General features: G+C 68.0%; 21 protein-coding genes and 1 tRNA gene. 7 read left to right on the forward strand and 15 right to left on the reverse strand.

Annotation, left to right across the window (positions count from 1 at the left end):
• From AAC997_RS14305 to AAC997_RS14320, 4 genes are all read left to right on the forward strand, one after another.
• Positions 1-423: energy transducer TonB (locus AAC997_RS14305; RefSeq protein ID WP_340646372.1), on the forward strand; the 423-nt coding region annotated here is incomplete at its 5' end.
• Positions 424-508: 85 nt separating this feature from the next.
• On the forward strand, positions 509-1,348 hold the full coding sequence (locus AAC997_RS14310) for a LytTR family DNA-binding domain-containing protein (RefSeq protein WP_340646373.1): 840 nt from the start codon (positions 509-511) through the stop codon (positions 1,346-1,348).
• Positions 1,349-1,366: 18 nt separating this feature from the next.
• Positions 1,367-1,443, forward strand: a tRNA-His gene (locus AAC997_RS14315).
• Positions 1,444-1,548: 105 nt separating this feature from the next.
• Entirely contained in the window at positions 1,549-2,352 is an 804-nt protein-coding gene (locus tag AAC997_RS14320) for an isochorismatase family cysteine hydrolase (RefSeq protein ID WP_340646374.1), read from the forward strand.
• Positions 2,353-2,436: 84 nt separating this feature from the next.
• On the opposite strand, the gene AAC997_RS14325 is transcribed toward AAC997_RS14320, so the two are convergent.
• The 3 genes from AAC997_RS14325 to AAC997_RS14335 all read right to left on the reverse strand — a co-directional run bounded on the left by AAC997_RS14325 (position 2,437) and on the right by AAC997_RS14335 (position 5,238).
• Positions 2,437-3,255, reverse strand: a complete 819-nt coding sequence (locus tag AAC997_RS14325) for a flagellin (RefSeq protein ID WP_340646375.1) — start codon at positions 3,253-3,255, stop codon at positions 2,437-2,439.
• 340 nt (positions 3,256-3,595) lie between these two features.
• Positions 3,596-4,372 (reverse strand): enoyl-CoA hydratase-related protein, encoded by a 777-nt coding sequence (locus AAC997_RS14330; RefSeq protein WP_340646376.1) that lies wholly within the window; start codon positions 4,370-4,372, stop codon positions 3,596-3,598.
• Positions 4,369-5,238, reverse strand: a complete 870-nt coding sequence (locus tag AAC997_RS14335; RefSeq protein ID WP_340646377.1) for a hypothetical protein — start codon at positions 5,236-5,238, stop codon at positions 4,369-4,371. Before AAC997_RS14335 ends, AAC997_RS14330 begins: the two co-directional genes overlap by 4 nt.
• 131 nt (positions 5,239-5,369) lie before the next feature.
• Between AAC997_RS14335 and AAC997_RS14340 the strand changes: the two genes are divergently transcribed.
• Positions 5,370-6,827 (forward strand): carotenoid oxygenase family protein, encoded by a 1,458-nt coding sequence (locus AAC997_RS14340; RefSeq protein ID WP_340646378.1) that lies wholly within the window; start codon positions 5,370-5,372, stop codon positions 6,825-6,827.
• Here AAC997_RS14340 and AAC997_RS14345 read toward each other — a convergent pair.
• From AAC997_RS14345 to AAC997_RS14400, 12 genes are all read right to left on the reverse strand, one after another.
• A complete protein-coding gene (locus AAC997_RS14345) occupies positions 6,824-7,630 on the reverse strand; it encodes a DUF1295 domain-containing protein (RefSeq protein WP_340646379.1) in 807 nt (268 codons plus the stop codon). The two genes, AAC997_RS14340 and AAC997_RS14345, sit on opposite strands and share 4 nt — an antisense overlap.
• 5 nt (positions 7,631-7,635) lie before the next feature.
• Positions 7,636-8,394: an SDR family oxidoreductase gene (locus AAC997_RS14350; protein ID WP_340646380.1), complete on the reverse strand. Its 759-nt coding sequence runs from the start codon at positions 8,392-8,394 to the stop codon at positions 7,636-7,638.
• 4 nt (positions 8,395-8,398) lie between these two features.
• Positions 8,399-8,920 (reverse strand): nuclear transport factor 2 family protein, encoded by a 522-nt coding sequence (locus AAC997_RS14355; RefSeq protein ID WP_340646381.1) that lies wholly within the window; start codon positions 8,918-8,920, stop codon positions 8,399-8,401.
• Entirely contained in the window at positions 8,917-9,345 is a 429-nt protein-coding gene (locus tag AAC997_RS14360; protein WP_340646382.1) for a nuclear transport factor 2 family protein, read from the reverse strand. The genes AAC997_RS14355 and AAC997_RS14360 overlap by 4 nt, the downstream gene beginning before the upstream one ends.
• Positions 9,342-10,562, reverse strand: coding sequence for an acetyl-CoA acetyltransferase (locus AAC997_RS14365; RefSeq protein ID WP_340646383.1), 1,221 nt, complete (start codon positions 10,560-10,562; stop codon positions 9,342-9,344). The genes AAC997_RS14360 and AAC997_RS14365 overlap by 4 nt, the downstream gene beginning before the upstream one ends.
• Positions 10,563-10,636: 74 nt before the next feature.
• A complete protein-coding gene (locus tag AAC997_RS14370) occupies positions 10,637-11,695 on the reverse strand; it encodes an SO2930 family diheme c-type cytochrome (protein WP_340646384.1) in 1,059 nt (352 codons plus the stop codon).
• Positions 11,692-12,918, reverse strand: a complete 1,227-nt coding sequence (locus AAC997_RS14375) for a parallel beta-helix domain-containing protein (protein WP_340646385.1) — start codon at positions 12,916-12,918, stop codon at positions 11,692-11,694. The genes AAC997_RS14370 and AAC997_RS14375 overlap by 4 nt, the downstream gene beginning before the upstream one ends.
• A 145-nt stretch (positions 12,919-13,063) precedes the next feature.
• Positions 13,064-13,813: an aminoacyl--tRNA ligase-related protein gene (locus tag AAC997_RS14380; protein ID WP_340646386.1), complete on the reverse strand. Its 750-nt coding sequence runs from the start codon at positions 13,811-13,813 to the stop codon at positions 13,064-13,066.
• A 215-nt stretch (positions 13,814-14,028) separates the two neighbouring features.
• Positions 14,029-15,240 carry an acyl-CoA dehydrogenase family protein gene (locus AAC997_RS14385; RefSeq protein ID WP_340646387.1) on the reverse strand — a complete coding sequence of 404 codons (1,212 nt, stop codon included), beginning with the start codon at positions 15,238-15,240 and terminating at the stop codon, positions 14,029-14,031.
• 95 nt (positions 15,241-15,335) lie between these two features.
• Positions 15,336-16,553 (reverse strand): glycolate oxidase subunit GlcF, encoded by a 1,218-nt coding sequence (glcF, locus tag AAC997_RS14390; RefSeq protein WP_340646388.1) that lies wholly within the window; start codon positions 16,551-16,553, stop codon positions 15,336-15,338.
• Positions 16,554-17,603 carry a glycolate oxidase subunit GlcE gene (gene glcE, locus AAC997_RS14395; RefSeq protein ID WP_340646389.1) on the reverse strand — a complete coding sequence of 350 codons (1,050 nt, stop codon included), beginning with the start codon at positions 17,601-17,603 and terminating at the stop codon, positions 16,554-16,556.
• The gene (locus AAC997_RS14400) at positions 17,581-19,080 is read right to left on the reverse strand and encodes an FAD-linked oxidase C-terminal domain-containing protein (RefSeq protein WP_340646390.1); all 1,500 of its coding nucleotides are present in this window, start codon (positions 19,078-19,080) and stop codon (positions 17,581-17,583) included. Before AAC997_RS14400 ends, glcE begins: the two co-directional genes overlap by 23 nt.
• Before the next feature lie 121 nt (positions 19,081-19,201).
• Here AAC997_RS14400 and AAC997_RS14405 point away from each other — a divergent pair, with 121 nt between their 5' ends.
• Together AAC997_RS14405 and AAC997_RS14410 are read left to right on the forward strand one after the other, a co-directional pair.
• Positions 19,202-19,972 carry an SDR family oxidoreductase gene (locus AAC997_RS14405; protein WP_340646391.1) on the forward strand — a complete coding sequence of 257 codons (771 nt, stop codon included), beginning with the start codon at positions 19,202-19,204 and terminating at the stop codon, positions 19,970-19,972.
• Positions 19,973-19,982: 10 nt separating this feature from the next.
• A complete protein-coding gene (locus tag AAC997_RS14410) occupies positions 19,983-20,558 on the forward strand; it encodes a hypothetical protein (RefSeq protein WP_340646392.1) in 576 nt (191 codons plus the stop codon).
• The last annotated feature ends 5 nt before the right edge of the window (positions 20,559-20,563 follow it).

Below are 20,563 nucleotides of genomic sequence, written 5' to 3' on the forward strand. Positions count from 1 at the left end.
CCTCCGGTGAATGTGCCGGCGGACATGCCGACGATCCCCCCTCTGCCGGTTCCGCCGGTCGAGAAGCGGATCGAGGAACCGAAGCCTCCGGCTCCGGCTCCCGTGACGCCTCCGCGTCCGTCGGTCATCAGCAACCCTGACTGGTCGCGCCGTCCCAACGCCGAAGATCTGGCCCGGTACTTCCCGGACAGGGCTCAGCGGATGAACGTCGAAGGCCGCGCGACAATCAGTTGCTCGGTCACGTCCAAGGGTACGCTCGAGGGCTGTTCGGTCGTTTCCGAAGATCCGGCCGACTACGGTTTCGGTGACGCCACCTTGAAGGCTTCCAAGCTCTTCAGGATGAAGCCGAAGACCCTGGACGGCTCCCCGATTGAGGGCGGTACGGTTCGTATCCCCCTTCGTTGGGTTCTGCCGAAGGGCTGAGCCTCCGGGCTCCCCTGCAAAAACGAATTGGCCCCGGAGGTTCGCCTCCGGGGCTTTTTCTTTGCGCTATGCTGGCGCCATGACGATGCAGGAACCGATCAGGGCAGGGGCGGGTGACCGGCGGGGCGACCTGTTGTTCACGGCGCTGATCGTCCTGGCCGCCGGCTGTGTGATCATCGTCGATATCTTCAGCATCCTGCACGACCGCGCGCGGTTCGGTCGGCCCGTGCCCTGGTGGGAGCCGGCGGTCTGGGAACTGTCCAGCGGCCTGGTCCTGACCGGGCTGCTGCCGGGTGTGCTGTGGCTGATCCGCAGGGCCCCGCCGCGCCTCTCGCCGCCCTTCGGCTGGGTGGTGGTCCACATCGCCGGGGGGCTGACCTTCTCCCTGGCGCATGTTGTCGCCATGGGTCTGCTGCGTAGCGGCGTCTACGCTTCGGTCGGGCGCGTCTATCATCCGCTCGGGCCGCTGGCGGACTGGCCCTATGAACTGCGCAAGGACCTGCTGATCTATGCCGGCATAGTGGGGCTCTACCCCCTGTGGAGGACGTTGCGCGCGCTCCGGCCAGCCTCGAGCACGGCGCCGGAGGTCCTGGAGGTGCGAGATGGCGCGCGGCGTGTTTTCTTGCCCGTCGCCGATATCCTCTGGGTCGAGGCGGCCGGCAACTATGTGGAGTTGCACACCCCTGGGGTCGGCGTCCTTCATCGCGCATCCCTCACCCAGATGGAGCGACGGCTCGCAGACCACGGCTTCGTCCGCATCCACCGTTCGCGCCTGGTCAACCGCGCCGCCGTCGTCCAGGTGGAGACGAGATCCTCGGGGGACTTCGCCATCCGGCTCACCTCCGGCGAGACCTTGACGGGAAGCCGGAGATTTCGCGCCGGCGTGCTGTCGCGCGCGCTTGATCCGGCTGCCGCGCCCGACTAGAACACGCCTTCGCGATGCGCCGCCTTAGCTCAGTTGGTTAGAGCGCCGGTTTGTGGAACCGGAGGTCCTCAGTTCAAGCCTGAGAGGCGGTACCATCGCTCGTCCGTCCTTGTGGCGGTTCCCCACCCGATCCCAACCCATGTTCGTGATCTGTTCGCGCGACCGCGAATCATGTCCTCCTTTCCGAAAGGGAGGACGTCATGGAAGCCTTGCTGCACGACTGGCGCATCGAGGCGCGGGAGTATGCGCGCCAGGAAGACCGCCGGGGCCGCCGCCATGCCTATGAGGCGATCGTTCCGGAGCGGACGGCCCTGTTGGTGATCGACATGGTGCCGTTCTTCCTGAACGAGCTTCCCTATACCCGCGGCATCGTCCCCAACATCAGCCGGATCGCCGATAGCCTGCGCGCTGCGGGGGGAACGGTGGCCTGGGTCCTGCCCACCAACAGCGCGCCGACACGGGCCTCCACCGAGTTCTATGGTGAGATGGTCGCAAAGATGTATGCGGCCAGCGGCGGGGAGGGGACCCTCTCCGAACGGCTCTGGCATGAGTTCCAGATCCATGAGGGCGACGTCCTGGCCGAGAAGTCGGCGACCAGCGCCTTCTTCCCCGGTCGCTCGACCCTGCCGCCGCTGCTGGAGGCGCGCGGGATCGACACCGTGCTGGTGACGGGGACCCTGAGCAACATTTGCTGTGAATCCACCATTCGCGACGCCAGCACTCTGGGCCTGCGGGTGATCATGGTGGCCGATGGCAATGCGGCCCGTCGCGATCAGGACCACAACGCCGCGCTCTACAACGTCTACCGCTCGTTCGGCGATGTCCGGTCCACGGACGAGGTCCTCGACCTGATCAGGGTCGGAGCAGAACAACACCCCAATCACGAAGCCTTTCAGCTGGTCGTCCAGGGTCGCGCCGGGGAATTGGGCCAGGGTGGCCACCAGTTGAAGCCGCGCCCGGCCCTGGGGCGTGTGACGCGAGATGTCGGGGAACTGGAAGGGTGAAAGCGCTTTCATTCGCGCGCAGCAAAAAGGGAGGCCCCAAGCGGGACCTCCCTTCCTGTACGCATACTGGAGGTCTGGTCGGGCTTAGCGGAAGAGGCTGAGCAGACCCGACGAAGAGCTGTTGGCGATCGACAGGGCCTGCACGCCAAGCTGTTGCTTGGTCTGCAGGGAGGTCAGTCGGGCGCTTTCCTTGGCAAGGTCGGCGTCGACGAGGTTACCCACCCCGGCGTCGATCGAGTCCTGCAGCTTGCTGACGAAGGTCAGGTGAGCGCCGAGCGACTTGGAGCCCGTACCCAGCTTGGACAGCGCGGTCGAAACCGAGGAGATCGCGGTGCCGATGGTGGCGATCATCGAGTCGGCCGCCGCTTGGGTCGAAATCGTCGCGGTGGCCAGGCCGAGGCCGGCCAGGGACAGATCCTGCGCCTGGACGGTGATCTTCGAACTGCCCGTATCGTTGGCCAGGGCGGCGATTTCGGTGCCGCCCGCGTTGATCATGTTCACGCCGTTGAAGGTGGCGTTGGAAACCGACTTGGCGATCTGGTCGCGCAGGGCGGTGAAGTCATCGCTCAGAGCGGTCCGCGAGGCGGTGTCGAGGCTGGTGTCGGAGGCGGCCAAGGCCTTTTCCTTCATTTGCAGAAGCAGATCGGAGACGGCTTCACCGCCGGCGATGGCGACGTCCACGGTCGACTGCGAGCGCTGCAGGGAGTCCTTGACGGCGTTCAGGGAGCCGGAGGTGGCGCGTTGGTTCTGGGCGATGGCCCAGATGGCGCCGTTGTCCTTCGCCGAAGCGATCTTTTTGCCGGTGTTGATGCGGTTCTGGACCGTCATCAGCTCGGAGTTGGTCTGGTTCAGGTTCTGAAGGGCGACCATGGCCCCGATGTTGGTATTGACGCTATTCGGCATCGTAGAAAACCCCACTTTTAGGTTTCGTTCACCGTTTTGGTGACCGCAAGCATTTTTGCTCTGTGACCTTTGTAGTGGGGCAGGGTTCTTGAATCGTTACGTGAAGATTTCCGAGTCATGAATCGCGGGAATACTCAGGGTGTTCCTTAAGTTTGATTCACCAAGAGTCATAACGAACAGCCACAAGAGTCAAAGGAGGCGGCGGGACTGCGGCCCATGACTCGCGGGCGATTCAGCGTGACTCTGACCTGGTCGGCGAGGGCGCGGCTGTTAAGCACGTCGCGCCACGAGGGCGGTCCGATTTTTCTCAGCGACCGGCGAAATTTCTTATTTTGGCGGACTAGAGGCCCGAAAAGTCCGCTGGACGCTTCTCGCGGAACGCCGCCAGGGCCTCCAGATTGGCCGGCCCGCCCTCCAATCCGTCAAAGACCGCGCTCTCGCGCAGCCGCGCGGCGCGCACGGCGTCGAACCTGGCGGCCGTCAGCAACTGCTTGGTGGCCACCAGGGAGACGATGGGGTTGGGGGCGATCAGGGCCGCGGCCTCCCGCGCCCGGTCCAGCACCTTGCCGGGCTCACTGACCTCCCGGGCCAGGCCGTAGGCCACGGCGGTGGGCGCATCGACCCAGCGGCCGGTATAGAGAACCTCGGCGGTGTTGGCCCAGCCGATCAGGGCCGGCAGCAGCACGGTGCTCCCGGCCTCGGCCGTGACCCCCAGGGTGACGAAGGGCGCCCGGAGGCGGCCGGTGGGATCCATGAACACCAGGTCGCAATAGGGCAGCATGGTCAGGCCGATGCCCACCCCCAGCCCGTTCACCGCGGCGATCAGCGGCTTGGGGAAGCTTTCCAGCGCCTCCATGAACGGCACGAAGCCGTGGCGCTCGCCCTTGGGATAGACCGGACGGTCGGCCATCTCGGCCAGGTCCTGGCCTGCGCAGAAGGCGCGGCCCTCGCCGGTGATGATGACGACGGCCACCCCCGGATCGTCGGCGGCGTCCATCAGGGCGACGGCGCAGGCGTCATAGAGGGCGTCGTTCATCGAGTTGAGCTGGGCCGGGCGGTTCAGGGTCAGGATGCGCACCCGGCCCTCGTCGGCGATCTTCAGGACAGGCTCGCTCATGCGTCGATCCTTTCGACCCGCTCGGGATGCCCCGACCAGTTCCAGGCCATGGTCGGCCGCGACACCCCCAGCATCACGCCCCCCAGGCTGGGCGGGTGCAGCCAGAGCTGGTCGGAATTGAGGGCAGGGGGCCGCGCCTGGGGCCGGTCGACGGTGATCCCCGCGCCATTGGCCGCGCAGGCCCGCTCGATGGCGCCCATGTCGGAGGCTTCGCCAAAGCCCATATAGAAGCCGGCGCCCTCGCGGGCCTGATAGCGGCCCAGGGTCTTGTCGGGGTCGGTGGCGGTGATCACCTCGAACCGGTGCAGCTTGCCCGCCTCGAACAGGGTCAGAACGCCGGTATAGCCGAAGGCCTCGGAGGTGATGGTGGTGAAGGTCGCGGGATCCAGGCCGAAGGCGTCGGAAATCTGCTTCACCGCGCCCGCCTGGTCGGCGGCCAGTACGGTGGCCTCATAGAGGAAGTCCACCAGGCCGGCGGGCTGCCGTTCGGCGGGCTCGGAGATCACGAAGGCGATAGGCGCGTTCTCGATGGTCAGGGTCAGGTAGTGACGCCCGTCCTCGGCTCGATGCGCCGCCCCCTGCGCTCGCGCCGTCTCCGCCACCTGGCCGGGATCGGGGGAGGCTGCGCCGGCGGCGAACATGTGCGCCCGGCCCCGTCGCTTCAGGGCGGTTTCCACCGCGCCGGTCCCGTCTGGTTCCAGCAGCTCGATGTCTGAGGTGCCCAGTCGCAGGGTCAGGCGCCGGGCCGCCAGGCCGGGCAGGGCGTCGCGAGACACCTCTTGCGCCCCCAGCAGGGTTTTCCACCTGGCGGCGGTAGCCTCGGCGTCGGGAGTGGCCAGCAGGACGCGGTCGATTTCGGTAAGCATGGCATGAGCTTCCGCCCTCCAACGCCCGCACGCAAGTTGCCGCCACGGCGCCCTCGCGCGCCCGCGTGCGCGGGGCTAGGGTGAGCCCATGGCCTCGTCTCAGAAAGGCCGCCAACCGAGGACGCCTATCCATGAAGGTCGAACGGCTTGCTCCCGTCGTCACGTCGCTGCTGCCCAGCAACCACCCCTATCTCAACGGGGCCTGGACGCCGCTGCACGAGGAGGTCAACGCCAGCGACCTGGAGGTGATCTCCGGGGCCATCCCCACCGACCTGGACGGCGTCTATCTGCGCAACACCGAGAACCAGGTGCAGCAGCCGCTGGGACGCTTCCATCCCTTCGACGGCGACGGGATGATCCACCAGATCGATTTCAGGAACGGCCAGGCCAGCTACCGTAACCGCTTCGTCCGCACCCGCGGCTTCGAGGCCGAGCAGGAGGCGGCGGGTTCGCTGTGGGGCGGCCTGGCCGATCCGGTCCAACTGGCCAAGCGGCCGGGCTGGGGTGCGCATGGTTCGCTGAAGGACTCGTCCTCCACCGATGTCGTGGTCCACGCCGGCAAGGCGCTCTCGACCTTCTACCAGTGCGGGGAGGGCTACCGCCTCGATCCCCTGACCCTGGAGCAGGAGGGGTTGGAGAGCTGGGTGCCCATCGACGGCATAAGCGCCCACCCGAAGGTGGATGAAGCCACCGGCGAGCTGATGTTCTTCAACTACTCCAAGCACGCGCCCTACATGCACTATGGCGTGGTCGGCCCCGACAACCGGCTGAAGACCTATATCCCCATCCCCCTGCCGGGCCCGCGCCTGCCGCATGACATGGCCTTCACCACCAACTATTCGATCCTCAACGACCTGCCGGTGTTCTGGGACGCCAAACTGCTGGAGCGAAACATCCATGCGGTGCGCCTGCACGAGGGCATCCCCTCGCGTTTCGCCATCGTCCCGCGCCACGGCGGCGACATCCGCTGGTTCGAAGCCGCGCCCACCTATGTCCTGCACTGGCTGAACGCCTATGAGGAGGGCGATGAGATCGTGCTGGACGGCTACTTCCAGGAAGACCCCACGCCGCAACCCAACGCCGAAGCGCCCCCTGGCTTCGAGCACATGATGGCCTATCTCGACGAGTACAGCTTCAAACCCAAGCTGCACCGCTGGCGCTTCAACCTGAAGACCGGCGAGACCACCGAGGGCCACCTGGACGACCGCATCCTGGAATTCGGCATGATCAACGCCCGCTATGCCGGGCGGAAGTACCGCTACGCCTATTCCACGGTGGCCGAGGTGGGCTGGTTCCTGTTCCGGGGCTTCGTGAAGCACGACCTGGAGACGGGCGAAAGCAGCGAGTTCATCCTGCCGCAGGGCGTCTATGCCAGCGAGGCCCCCTTCTGCCCGCGCGTCGGCGCCGTGGACGAGGACGACGGCTATCTGGTGAGCTTCCTCACCGACGAGAACGCCGGGACCTCTGAGTGCATCCTGCTGGACGCCAAAGACATCGCCGCCGGCCCCGTCTGCCGCATCCGGCTGCCGCACAAGCTGTGCAGCGGCACCCACGCTGTGTGGGCGCCGCGGGACATGCTCGGCGCCTAGCTCGTCACCACCTTCTTCGGCGGCATGGGGATGAAGCCCGAGGTGCGCGCCACATAGGCCTCATAGTCGGGCCGCTTGCGGCGCATGCGGCCTTCCACCGTGGGCACCCCGCTCCACTTGGTGAGCAGGAAGGTGATCAGGATCGGGCCGACGACGGTCAGCGCGCCGATCAGGCCGGTGTCGGCGGCGATCAGCCAGAGGCCCCACCAGGCGCAGCAGTCGCCGAAATAGTTGGGGTGGCGGGTGTAGCGCCATAGGCCGGTGTCCAGAACCTTGCCGTTGTTGGCGGGGTCGGCCTTGAACCGCACCAGCTGCCAGTCGCCGAGGCTCTCGAAGGCGATGCCGATGACGGCCAGGGCCACGCCCGCCCAGGCGATCGGCCCCAGGTCGGTGGTGGCGTGGATCTGGCCCAGTTGCACCGGCAGGCAGACCACGAACTGCAACGGCATCTGCAAGGCGAAGACCAGCAGCAGGGAGGCCTTGGGATAGCCCCAGCCACGCTCCAGCTTGGCCTTGCCCATCATGGTGGCGTAGCGGCGGTCGGCGCCGTGCTTGCGCCAGCGCCACAGCAGATAGAGGCCCAGCCGCAGACCCCAGATGGCGCAGAGCCCGGTCAGCAGGGCCGCGTGGGGCCCGCGGCCGCCGGTGATGCCGTAGCTGGTCCAGGCCATCACCACCATGCCCAGCGGCCACCAGCTGTCGATGAAGCTCGGGTCCTGGATGCGGATCGAATAGAGCCACAGCCCGATGAACAGGGCGATTGAGACCCCGGCGTTCAGCAGCAGGAGTTGGGCGATTTCCATGGGTGTCAGCGTCCGGTGGTGACGTGGGTGGCGGTGAGCATCTTGGCCATGCTGCGTTCCAGGGCCTTGGGGTCGCGGGCGAGCGACGCGCGCACCTCGATGGCCATGCGGTCGGTGTCCAGTTCGTCGATGCCCCGACGGATGGCGTTAAGCCCCGCCTTGGCGATGTCGGCGGGGTCTTCCTTGGCGCCGGCCACGTGGGCGGCCATGCGGGTGTCCACCGAGCCGACGATCAGGGCGGTGACGGTGGTCCCCTGGCCGGCCAGCTCGGCGCGGATGCAGGTGGCCGCGGCGCGGCCCGCGAACTTCGACGGGCTGTAACCGCCCATGGCCGGCACGGCCACCATGCCGCCCGACGACAGCACGTTGCAGATCGCGCCGCCGCCGTTCTTCGCCAGGGTCGGCGCGAAGGCCCGCGCCAGGGTGAGGGGGCCGAAATAGTTGACCTCCATCTCGTCGCGGGCGGCGGTGAGGTCTGGCGCGGTCATCAGGGTCTGGTTGTGGAAGGCTCCGGCATTGTTGATCAGGACCTGGACATCGCCGCAGGCCGTCGCGGCCGCCGCGATCTGGTCCGGCTTGGTGACGTCCAGTTCGATGGGCACGGCGCGGCCCGGCGCCTCGGCCGCCAGGTGAGCGGCGCTGGCGATGTCGCGGACGCCGACATAGACCTTGGCCGCGCCGGCCGCCAGCAGGGCGCGCACGAAGGCCTCGCCGATGCCGCGATTGCCGCCGGTGACCAGGGCGACGCTGTCCTTGAGCTCCATCGTCCTAGCCCGCGTAGATCAGGTCGTCAGGCGTCTTGCGGCCCCGCACCAGCACCGTGGCGTCGGGCGCGATGATTCCCCGCCCCCAGGTCTCGGCCATGGGCATCTCGTGGTTCCACTCCCAGACCATGCGGCGCGCGGCGATGCGCCAGATCCCGTCGCGCTTCTCGAACCGGTCGACGGCGCGGGCCAGGGTCAGGGTGTCGAACTTCTCGCCGTCCTTCTTCAGCCGCGCGAAGGCCAGGATATGGCTCTCGACGTCGGCGTTGTCGCCATCGAGGGCGATCAGGACATTGGTGGTGGTGTGGGTCATCACCCCACCACGCGGCAGGATCGGCGCGATACTCTCTATATAGGCGGTGGCCGACCCGCTGAACGTGCCGCCGTGATCCTCGGTGGCGTCGTCGTGATAGCAGGCCTTCAGCAAGGGCAGGTCGGCGCGGTCCACGGCGCGGCAGTAGCTGGCCAGGACCTCGGTGATCGCCTGCTTGTCCAGCGGGGCCTGGATCTCCGGGGCGTGGCTCACAGGGCCACCCGGTCGATCAGGGCGTCCACCCAGGCCTTGCGCGGCTCGCCCGCCTTCTGCGACTCCATGACCCCCATGTCGACATAGTCACGCCAGCCGATGATCAGGTCGCCGCTGAACTCGATCACCCCGGCATAGGGCGCGGCCACCAGCCCGCCGTCCTTGGAGAGGTATTCATCGACCCCTTCCACGAACAGCCGGTCGCCGTTCTCGGCGTAGTCGAAGATGCGCCAGCGCACCTCGCTGATCTGGCTCTTGAAGTTCTCCAGGAACTTGCGGGCCTTGATCTTGCCCTTCAGCGGCGGGGCGACGCTGGCGGCGTAGTGCCAGACGATGCCCTCATGCATGTGGGCGAGCGCCCCGTCCACGTCGCCCTTGGACCAGGCGGCGATCAGGGCCTTCATCGCCTCGAGCTTGGCGCTCACAGGCCCACCACCAGGCTGACCGTGGTGGTGGTGGAGCCGCCGATGTTCAGGGTCTGGACGGTCTTGGCGCCTTCCACCTGATAGTCGCCCGCCTTGCCGGTCACCTGCTTGTAGGCGTCCAGCGTCATGCGAACCCCGGTGGCGCCCACCGGGTGGCCGCCGCCGATCAGGCCGCCGGAGGGGTTGATAGGCAGTCGGCCGCCGATCTCGATGGTGCCGTCCTCCACCGCCTTCCAGGCCTCGCCGGGCGCGGTCAGGCCCAGATGCTCGATGGCCATGTATTCGGTGGTGGTGAAGCAGTCGTGGGTCTCGACGGCGTGGATCTGGCTCAGGTCGTCGATCCCGGCCCGGGCGCGGGCCTCGTCGATGGCCCGCTTCACCTGCGGGAAGACATAGGGGCCGCCGGCGCTGGCGCGGACCTTGCGGTCATAGCTGATGGGGGCGGAGCGGTGGCCCCAGCCCTTGATCTGCGGCAGGCTTTCCAGGGGCAGGCCGCGCTTGTCGGCATAGGCTTTGGCGGCCTTCTCCGACGCCAGGAACACCACGGCCGAGCCGTCGGTCACCTGGCCGCAATCGTTCTTGCGGATCATCCCCTCGACGACCGGATTGGCCTCGTCGTCGTTGGTGAAGCTCTTGTCGTTGAAGGCCCACTGGCGGGTCTGGGCGTTGGGGTTCTTGCGGCCGTTGGCGAAGTTGATCTCCGCGATCCGCATCAGGTGCTCGTACTTCAGGCCCCAGCGACGGTCGTATTCCTCGCCGAGGTCGGAGAAGGCCTTGGGCCACAGATAGGTGGCGTCCTGGAACTCGTGCCCGGCCCAGGCCGCGGCGCCCAGGTTCTGGGCGGCCTGCTGGCCCGAGACGTTGCGCATCATCTCTAGACCCACCGCGCAGGCGGTGTCGTAGCGTCCGGCCTCGATCTCGGCGGTGGCCGCCAGGATCGCCACGCTGCCCGAGGCGCAAGCCGCCTCGTGGCGGGAGGTGGGCATGCCGTCGAAATCGGGATGCACCAGGCCGAAGAACCCGCCCAGCAGGCCTTGCCCCGCGAACAGGTCGCCGACGAAGTTGCCGACGTGGCCGGTGTCGATGTCCTTGGGCTCGAGGTCGACGGCGGCCAGGCCCTCGCCCACCACCTCGGCGAAGGCGTCGGCGAAGTCCATCTGCTGGCGCGCCCAGTTCTTGGAGAAGTCGCTCTGCCAGCCGCCCAGGATATAGACCATCTCGTTCTTTCCTCTCGTGGCGCTCTTCTTGGTCGTCGCCGTTGAAGCGACAAGAGGCGTCGGTTGGTTTGCTGTCAACGCGTCGCCGGAAGGCTCCGCAGATAGTTGGCGATCAGGGCGACGCCTTCCTCATCCACCAGGGTGCGGCTGAGTTCCGGCATCATCACCCCGGGCTCCACCGAGTTCATCCGGTGCAGCAGGATCGAGGTTTCGGGGCTGCCGGGGTCGATGTCGAATTCCAGCCCGCCGGAGCCGCGCCCGGCCGCCACCGGTCGGCGGCGAATGCCCTGGTTGGCGGGGTCGGTCTCCTCCAGGTGCAGGAACAGACCCGAATTGCTCGCCATGCCCTGGGGGTTGTGGCAGTGGCCGCAATTGCCGTCGAGATAGGCCCGCGCGCGGTCGGCCAGGGGCTCGCGCGCATCGTTCCAGACGGCGGTGCGGGGGGCCGCCCTTGGGGCGGGCGCACCGACCAGCAGGCCGGTCCGGGTCCAATGGGCCAGTTGATTTTCCCGCTTCCCACCATAGGCCAGGTCGCCATTGAGGTTGCGCGCCTTGGGGCCGATGGGCGCCAGCTCGCCCGACAGCGAATGGCACTCCTTGCACTGGTTGGTGTTGGGGACGGCATAGTCGATGGTCAGGGGCTGGCCGCGCCGGTCGATCACGGCGACCGGAACCCGCGCGCCGGCGCGTTTCAGCACAGCCTTGGTCTGCTCGGTGTTCCAGACATAGGTCAGGGCCACCCAGCCCTGCGGCTTGTGGATCAGCAGGCGGGTCTCGATGAAGCGCAGCGGCGCCTTGGGGCGTCGCAGGTCGGCCGGATAGGCGAAGGTCTTCACCAGGGTCGCGCCCACGGGGAAGGCGAAGGCGCCGGTGGGCGTATAGGTCGCTCGGGTCCCCGGCGGCAGGAAGACGAAGCGCGACTTCTCGGCATAGTCGGTGAACAGCGGCGTGTTCAGGGCATAGGGCGTCAGGCCGGCATTGGGCGTCCGCGCGCCGGCGTCGGTGAACAGTCCATAGGCATCCAGGGTCGGCGCGGGGGTCTCGGCCAACAGTTCGTCCAGCGACACAGGCGCGGGCTTGGGCGCCGCGCCCAGCGACAGGAGCGCCGCCAGGACTGCGGCCAGCCGCCTCATGAGGCAGGCTTGTCCTGGCTCCCGGGCAGCACCACGGCGGCCCGTTCCGGCAGGCCGGGTGTTCCGAGGGTCGCGGTCACCGTCGGCTTGGCGCCTTCCACCTCGCCGGGCTTGGCCAGGTTCAGGTTCAGCACCGGACCGTCCTTCACGTAGAGCCGCGGAGCCGGCCCCTCGATGCCGGGATAGCTGGTGATCCCGTCCCACAGGACCGGGGGCACGGCGCCGCCCATGGCCTGGGCCAGCATCTTGCCGCCGGGCAGGCTGGGCAGCCAGCCGTTGCGGCCGATCCTGTTGTCGCGCACCACGATGTCGCGGGGCAGGGGGTTGTAGGCCTTGTCGTCGAAGGCGCGGCTGTAGCTCACCAGCATGACCGCGCTGGTCTGGTTGCCCGAAATCTCGTTTTCGAAGACGTGGACGTCCCGATTGGCCATCAGCATGACCCCGACCCCCATCGGCACATTGGCGACGATATTGCCCTTGGGCGCGAAGTTCGGGGTGTCGTTGTCCACCACCTGATTGCGGAAGATGCGGGTGGAATGCCCGCCCATCACCGGCAGGCCGGGCAGGTCGAACACCAGGATGCCGCCGGTATTGTGGGTGGCGACATTGTCGAACACGTCGGCGTCGGTGGAGTTCTCGATCTCGATCCCGGCGACGTTGAACTCCGCCCGGCTGTTGCGCACGATGATGTTCTTCGACTGGCCGACATAGATCCCGGCGTCGGAGGCCCCGCGCACCGTCACCTTGTCGATCAGCACATTGGTCGACGACACCGGATAGACGCCATAGGCGCCGTTGGTTTCCTTGGGGCCGCCGGTCCATTCCACGGTCAGGGCCACGAAGCTGATGCGGTCGGCGCCCTTGGACTTGATGCCGTCGCCCTTGCTGTCCTGCATCGTCAGGTCGCGGACGGTGACGCCGTCGGAGGTGATCAGCAGGCCCTCGCCCGCGCCCTTCTGCCCGGCGAAGGAGAGCACGGTCTTGCCCTGGCCCGCACCGGTCACGGTGACGTTGTCGATGTCGAGGGACAGGCCGTCCGTGAAGGCGAATGTGCCGGCTTCCAGGGACACCACATCCCCCGGCTTGGCGTCGAGGAGGGCGGTCTGCACTCGTTCCTGGGCGTCGGGGCCTGGACTGACCGTGAGGGTCTTGGCCTCGGCGGCGGCGCCGAGCAGGACAGCCGCCAGGGCCGCGCCCCAGATCGCCGGATGTGAGATGGCCATGACGTCGTCCTCCGCAAGGGCGGCGCTCTCCGCGGGCGCGCTCCGTTATACGGACCATGAGCCAACCTGGACGCCTTGTCAGGACTGACGTCGGGTAAGTCAGGGCGCCTTTTTCCCTGGCCGGCGAACCGGCCAGGGCAGGGACCTACCGTGCGTCGGCGACGCCCCAGTTGTAGACGCAACGGTCCAGGCCGATGGCGATCTCCAGCACCAGCACGCCCACCTCGCGGGTCTCACCGCCCTTGGTGGCGAAGCGGGCGGCCTGCGGGAAGTCGGTGCGCCGGGAGATGGAGCAGACCTCCATCCACTTGTCGCCGTTGTCCACCTCCACATCCATCGTCACCTGGGAATAGGCCGGCAGCCGGTCGGAGGGCACGAGCCGCGTGGGCAGCCGCACCATGGCCTCGATCATGCGGCGAACCGGTTCCAGGCTGGCGGCGTGGTAGTCGTTGGCGGTGTCGATCGTGTACGCGCACTGGAACTCCATCTGCCAGAACTCCTTGAGCCGCATGTGCTTGCTCACCTGGTCCTGCTCGCGGCGGAACGACTTGCCCGACTGCCAGACACACAGAGGCATGCGCACCTTGGCGTGGCTGTTCAGCAGATGCTGCATGTAGGCGTAGGTCGAGGGCGTGGTCTCCGGGCGCAGGACCAGCTGGGCGTTATGCTCGCCCAGGCGCTCGACGAAGAAGATGTCCTCGGGGCCGTAGGCCTCAGACACCAGTTCGCGGGGCGTCAGCTGCGGCGCCTCCACCCGGCGGATGTCCCAGGCGGGATTGGCGGTCGTCAGGAAGGCTGCGACCTCGGCGGCGAAGTGGGCCTGCATCATGTCGCGCAGGCGAATCTCACGGTCGGTCCAGTGGACCAACCCATTGGATTGGTAGAGGGAAAGCACAGCGGCTCCTCTAGATAGGTTTTGGGAATGTCAGGCGGTGGTTTCACGTCCCCGGAGCGCCCGGGAACGGCTCAAGCCTGATCCCGCAGTCTATCCGAAGACGCGCAGACCTCGGCCGCCGCGGGCGTTCAGCACGCTCCGCAGGTCGGTCATTGCAACAGTGGCGGTCGAGGTGGCCATGGCCCCGCCTTAGCGGCGGGGCCTGTGGCGGTCAATCAGTAGGTGTGGATGTTGGTGTCGGGCAGACCCAGGATCCGCTTGGAAATGATGTTGTTCTGGATCTCATAGGAGCCGCCCGCGATGGTCCCGGACTTCACCCGCAGGAAGGCCCGCGCGGCGGCCAGTTCGTCGGCGCTGAACTCGTCGCCGGCCCAGGCCAGGCCGTTATAGCCCATGGCCTCCACCACCATCTCGGCGTGGTTCACATTGATGCTCGACGAAGCGTTCTTCATGATCGAGGTGGCCGCGCTGGGGCCGCTCTGGTTGCGCGCCTCCAGGGCCACTCGGGCGTTGGTGAGCTGGTAGGCGCGGGCGTTCATGTCCTGCTCGATCAGGCGGGTGCGGAAGTCGCGGTCGGCCAGCCGGCCGCTGTCGTCCACGCCGATGTACGCCTTGGCGATCTCCCGCAGCGTCGCCGGATTGCTCCGCGCCGGCGCCCCGCCACCGCCCGACAGACCGTTGCGCTCGTGCTGCAGCAGCCGCTTGCCCACGGTCCAACCGCCGTTCAGCGGCCCCACCAGGTTCTCCTTGGGCACCTTCACGTCGGTGAAGAAGGTCTCGCAGAAGGGCGAGGACCCGGAGATCAGCAGGATCGGCCGCGGCTCCACGCCGGGCGTCTTCATGTCGATGAGCAGGAAGCTGATCCCCTCATGCTTCTTGCTGGGATCGGTCCGCGTCAGGCAGAAGCACCAGTCGGCATATTGCGCTCCAGAAGTCCATATTTTTGAACCATTTACGAGGAAATGATCACCCTTATCCTGAGCTTTGGTCTGCAGACTCGCGAGGTCCGAACCAGACCCCGGCTCGGAATAGCCCTGGCACCAGCGCAGCTCGCCGCGGACGATCGGCGGGATGTGTCGCTGCTTCTGTTCCTCGGTGCCGTATTCCAACAGGGTGGGGCCGAACATCATCACCCCCATGCCGCCGATAGGGTTCCAGGCGCCGACGGCGGCCATCTCCTCGCGCAGTACGCGGGCCTCTGAGCTGTTCAGGCCCCCGCCGCCATACTCCGACGGCCAGGTGGGAACGCCCCAGCCCTTGGCGCCCATGCGCTCCTTCCAGAGCTTGTAGTCGCCCTCGACAGCCACCGGCGCCTCGGCGGCGGCGATGTCGCTGCGGTTCTTCAAGGATGCGGGGAAGTTCTCCGCCAGCCACGCGCGGGCTTCGGTGCGGAAGGCGTCGAGATCGGCGCCGCCAAAATCAGCCATGGTCGTTTCCCTAAATGTCTTTGCGCCGACGTGGTCGAGCCCGCCCGCTTATGGCGACATGAGACTGCCGTGGCGGCAGGCTGTCAACGGCCTGCCTAGGGCCGGGTGACCTCGTCGACCGCCTCGAGCCAATGGCGGACGGGCGCGGTGGACTCCGGCGCCAGGTGCATCCAGCAGCCGATGTTGGCGGTGTAGATGGCGGCCGGCTGGTGGGCGTTGAGGGCGCTTAGCTTGGCGGCTTTCAGCCTGCCCGACATCTCCGGCTGCAGCAGCGAATAGGCGCCGGCCGAGCCGCAGCAGATGTGGGCGTCAGCCACCGGCTGGGGCTCGTAACCCAGGCTGCGCAGCAGGGTCCCGATACGGCCCGTCAGGCGCAGGCCGTGCTGCAGGGTGCAGGGCTCGTGGACCGCAATGCGAGGTTTTGCAGGCGCGCGGCGTGCGGCGAGGTTGGCGACTGAAAGCAGCTGGATCGGGTCGCGCACCAGCGAGGCCACCACCCGGGCCTTCTCCGCATAGGCCGGGTCGTCCCGCAGGACGTCGGGATAGTCCTTGATGAAGGCCGCGCAGCCGCTGGAATTGACCACCACGGCCTCCGCGCCCGCCTCGATGTCGGGCCACCAGGCGTCGATATTGGCCCGCGCGGCGTCGGCGGCCTCGTGCGGCGCATCGAGGTGGAAGCTCACCGCCCCGCAGCAGCCGGCGCGGGGCGCCTCCACCAGGCTCACTCCCAGCCGGTCGAAGATGCGGGCGGTGACGGTGTTGAAGTGCGGGGCCGCCGCCGCTTGGGCGCAGCCGGTGAGCATCAGCATCCGGCGGGCATGGTGGGTCGTGGGGCGCGGGCCGGCGTCGACGCGCGGCGTGACCTTGGCCTGCAGAGCCTTGGGCAGCAGCGGGCGGACGAGGTGGCCCACGGTCAACGCCGCGCCCAGCAGGGCCGCGGAGCGGGTCACCCGGCGGATCACTGTCCGCGTGAGGCGCTCGGTCCAGGGGCGGCCGACCTGGTCCACCACCGCTTCGCGGCCGATGTCGTAGAGCCGGTGGTACTGGACGCCGGAGGGGCAGGTGGTCTCGCAGGCCCGGCAGCTCAGGCAGCGATCGAGGTGCTTCAGGGTCGTTTGGCTGACCGGCTGGCCTTCGAGCGCCTGTTTCAGCAGATAGATGCGGCCGCGGGGGCCATCCAGCTCATCGCCGGTGATCTGGTAGGTGGGGCAGGTGGCGTTGCACATGCCGCAGTGGACGCAGGCGCGCAGGGCCTGGGCGGCGATGTCGGCGCCGGTGGTCCCGGCCAACGGTCCCTGGATGACGGTCTTCATCTAGAGCCCCTCGTGCATTCGGCCAGGATTGAAAATCCCCGCCGGGTCCAGCGCCGCCTTGACCCTCCGGTGCAGGTTGAAGACAGCGGAGGCAAGCGGTTGGAAAACCTCGCCGTTCGGCGCCTCACCCTTGAACAGGGTGGCGTGGCCGCCCAGCCGTGCGGCCCGCTCCCAGACATCCAGTTCGACGGTGTCGGCGGCAAGCCAGCGCTGGCCGCCGGCCCAGTCCCAGGGCGTGGCCTCGAAGCTGTCAGCCGGGCCTGTGGGCGGCAGGGAGACGCGCCACAGCACCGGCGCCTCGAACACCGGATGGGTCATGTGACGGATGGCGTCCCAGGTCGCCAGAGGCTCGTCCTCCCCGCCCAGTTCGGCCTTGGTCGCGGCCACTCCGGCCTCGCCGCCCGAGAGCCGCAGGTGCAGGCGCGATCCGTCGTGGAAGGCGCCCGACAGCGGCAGGGGGCGGCCCATCAAACCGCTCATCCAGGTCTGGGCGGCGTCGCTCTCCATCTCGAAGACCAGGGCCAGTTCCACGCGTGGCCGAGGCGTGACCCGCAGGGAGACCTCCAGGATCGGCCCGAAACAGCCGAGCGACCCGGCCATCAACCGGAAGGCGTCGAAGCCGGCGACGTTCTTGAACACCGTGCCGCCGAACCGCAGAACCTCGCCCCGTGGGGTCATCAGCCGGGCGCCCAGAACGTAATCCCGCAGCGGACCGACGAAGGGCCGGCGCGGCCCCGACATGCCAGAGGCCACCGCGCCCCCCAGGGTGCTCGCCTGCCCGAACACCGGCGGTTCGAAGGCCAGCATCTGGCTCTCACCCGCCAACAGGGCCTCGATCTCCGCCACTGGCGTGCCCGCTCGCGCGGTGATCACCAGTTCGCTGGGGTCGTAGTCCACCACGCCGCGATGGCCGGCCAGCGACAGGGTCTCGCCCTCGACCCTCCGGCCATAGAAGGCCCGCGTCCCGCCGCCCTCAAGGCGCAACGGACTCCCGGCGCGGACGCGCTCGGCCAGGGCCTGCGTGAGGTCAGAACCGGGGGAGGTGCGCAAACGGCAGTTCCCCGTGATGGATGTGCATCCCGCCGAACTCGGCGCAGCGGGCGAGGGTCGGGATCGCCTTGCCGGGATTGAGCAGGCCCCTGGGATCGAAGGCGGCCTTCAGGGCGTGGAAGGCGTCGATCTCTGCGGTGCTGAACTGGACGCACATCTGGTTGATCTTCTCGCGCCCCACCCCGTGCTCGCCGGTGATGGTGCCGCCCACCGAGACGCAGAGCTCCAGGATCGCCCCGCCGAGCGCCTCGGCCGCCTCCTGGTCGCCGTCCTTGGCCGCGTCATAGAGGATCAGAGGGTGCAGGTTGCCGTCTCCGGCGTGGAATACATTGGCCACCGCCAGGCCGTGGACGACCGACAGCCGGGTGATCTCGGTCAACACATTGGGCAGGGCGCGGCGGGGGATCGTGCCGTCCATGCAGTAATAGTCCGGCGCGATCCGCCCCACGGCGGGGAAGGCGCCCTTGCGCCCGGCCCAGAACCGCTTGCGTTCATCCTCGTCGCGGGCCTGCCGCACCTCGGTGGCCCCGCAGGCCGAGAGCAGGGCCGACACCCGGGCGATCTCCTCGGCCACGTCGGGACCCGCGCCGTCCAGTTCGCACAACAGGATGGCCGCGGCGTCCTTGGGATAACCCGCCAGGGCGAAGTCTTCCGCCGCCCGCAGGGCCGGGCCGTCCATCATCTCAAGTCCCGCCGGGACGATGCCCTCGGCCATGATCTCGGCCACGGCCTGGGCGGCGACGGCCACATCGTCGAAGGCGGCCAGCAACACCTGGGTGGTCTCGGGCAGGGGCGTCAGCTTGACAGTGATTTCGGTGACGACCCCCAGCAGGCCCTCCGACCCGGTCATCAGAGCCATCAGGTCGAAGCCCGGCGCGTCATAGGCGTCGGAACCCAGGTGCAGCACCTCGCCCTCCAGGGTCACCATCTCCAGCTTCAGCAGGTTGTGCACCGTCAGGCCGTACTTCAGGCAGTGCACCCCGCCGGCGTTCTCCGCGACATTGCCGCCGATGGAGCAGGCGATCTGGGAGGAGGGGTCCGGGGCGTAGAACAGGCCCAGGTGCGCCACGGCTTCAGAAATGGCCAGGTTACGCACGCCGGGTTGGACCCGCGCGGTCCGCGCCTGGGCGTCGATACTCAGGATCTTGCTGAACTTGGCCAGGCTCAGCAGCACGCAGCCGGGATAGGGCAGGGCGCCGCCGGACAGCCCGGTGCCCGCGCCGCGCGCCACCACGGGCACGCCGAGTTCGGAACAGACCCGCAGGATCGCCTGCACCTGCGCCACCGTTTCCGGCAGGGCCACGACGGCAGGCAGGGACCGATAGGCGGCCAGGCCGTCGGTCTCGTAGGGCCGCAGGGCCTCAAGCTCCGTCTTCAGGTTCTCGGGCGGCAGCAGGGGCGCGAGCGCCGCGATCAAGCGCGCGGGATCGACCGGGGCGAAATCGGCGTCGAGGCGGGCGTCGAACTGATCGAGCATCACCCTTCTTGGTCCGGGCGCCGCAGGGGCGTCAATCACTTGAACGCTAAGATCAGAAAGACCTCGCGACCCGCGCCGCCCGCGCTAGAAAGGCTGCAACAAACCAAAACGGGAGACGACCATGGATCTGCAACTCAAGGGCAAGACGGCGGTGGTCACCGGCGCGACGCGGGGTATCGGCCGGGCGATCGCCGACCTGTTCGCCGAGGAGGGCGCCAATGTCGCCATCTGCGCCCGCAACGCCGACCAGGTGGCCGAGACCGTCGCGGCCCTGAAGGCCAGGGGCGTCAACGCCTGGGGTGACGTCGTCGACATCGCCGACGGCCCGGCCCTGAAGGCCTTTGTCACCAAGGCCGGTGAGACCCTGGGTGGCATCGACATCCTGGTCTCCAACGCCAGCGCGCTGGTTCAGGGCGCCAAGGAAGCCGACTGGAAGGCGATGTTCGACATCGACCTGATGGGGGCCGTCAACGCCTTCGAGGCCGCCAAGCCGTTCCTGGAAAGGGCCGCCGAGGACAAGGGCGACGCCTGCATGGTCATCACCTCGTCGGTCTCCGCGGCCGAAGCCTCGAGCGCCTCGGCCTATGGCGCCATGAAGGCCGCCCAGATTCACTACGCCAAGGGCCTGGCCAAGGAGGGCGCCGCCAAGCACGTCCGCTGCAATGTCGTCTCGCCGGGCACGGTGTTCTTCGAGGGCGGTGTCTGGGGCAATGTGAAGGCGGGCATGCCGGCCTTCTTCGACCAGATGATCAAGCGCAACCCCACCGGCCGCATGGCGACCCCGGAGGAGGTTGCCGCGGCCACCGTCTTCCTGGCCAGCCCGCGCTCGGCCTTCACCACCGGCATCAACATGTTGGTGGACGGCGCCATCAGCGCCCGCGTGAACTTCTGAGGAGAACGCCTTGGCCTACGAATACTATGTCCTGACCCTAGGGCGTGAACGTACGGCGCATAAGGTGCTGGCCGAACATCTTGAGGCCCGCCTCGATGTCGAGGTGACGGGCCTCTTCTCGCCCATCCTGGGATTTGCATCCAACACCGCCCTGGTTCTCTTCCCTGAGGGGCAGGGAGCCGAGGCGGTGGCGACCATGCCGGGCCTGGTGGCGCAGGAAACCCATCACCTGACCCCGACCCTCCGTCCCGCCGACGGGGCGTCACCCCTCGCCGGGGGTGTCTATGTCCACAACTGGTTTACGATCGACGGGTCGGCGGTCGACGAGTTCGTGCATCTGTCGGGTGAGGCCTGGCCCGATTTCGAGGCGCGGTTCGACGCCCGGATATTCGGTCTCTTCCTGGCCGATGAGAGCGCGGCGGACCTGTCGGAAGGGGCGCGTCGCCTGCTGCTGATGACCCGTTACCGCGACCTCGGCGAGTGGCAGAACTCCCGCGATCCCACGTCCGCGGCCATGCAGATTTTCGCCCGGCGCCGGGAGCTCACGCGAGTCTCCCTCGCTCGCGCCTGCCAACTTGTTCCCTGAGGACG

Source organism: Phenylobacterium sp., assembly GCF_037968635.1.
In the GTDB taxonomy this organism is placed as follows: Bacteria; Pseudomonadota; Alphaproteobacteria; order Caulobacterales; family Caulobacteraceae; genus Phenylobacterium.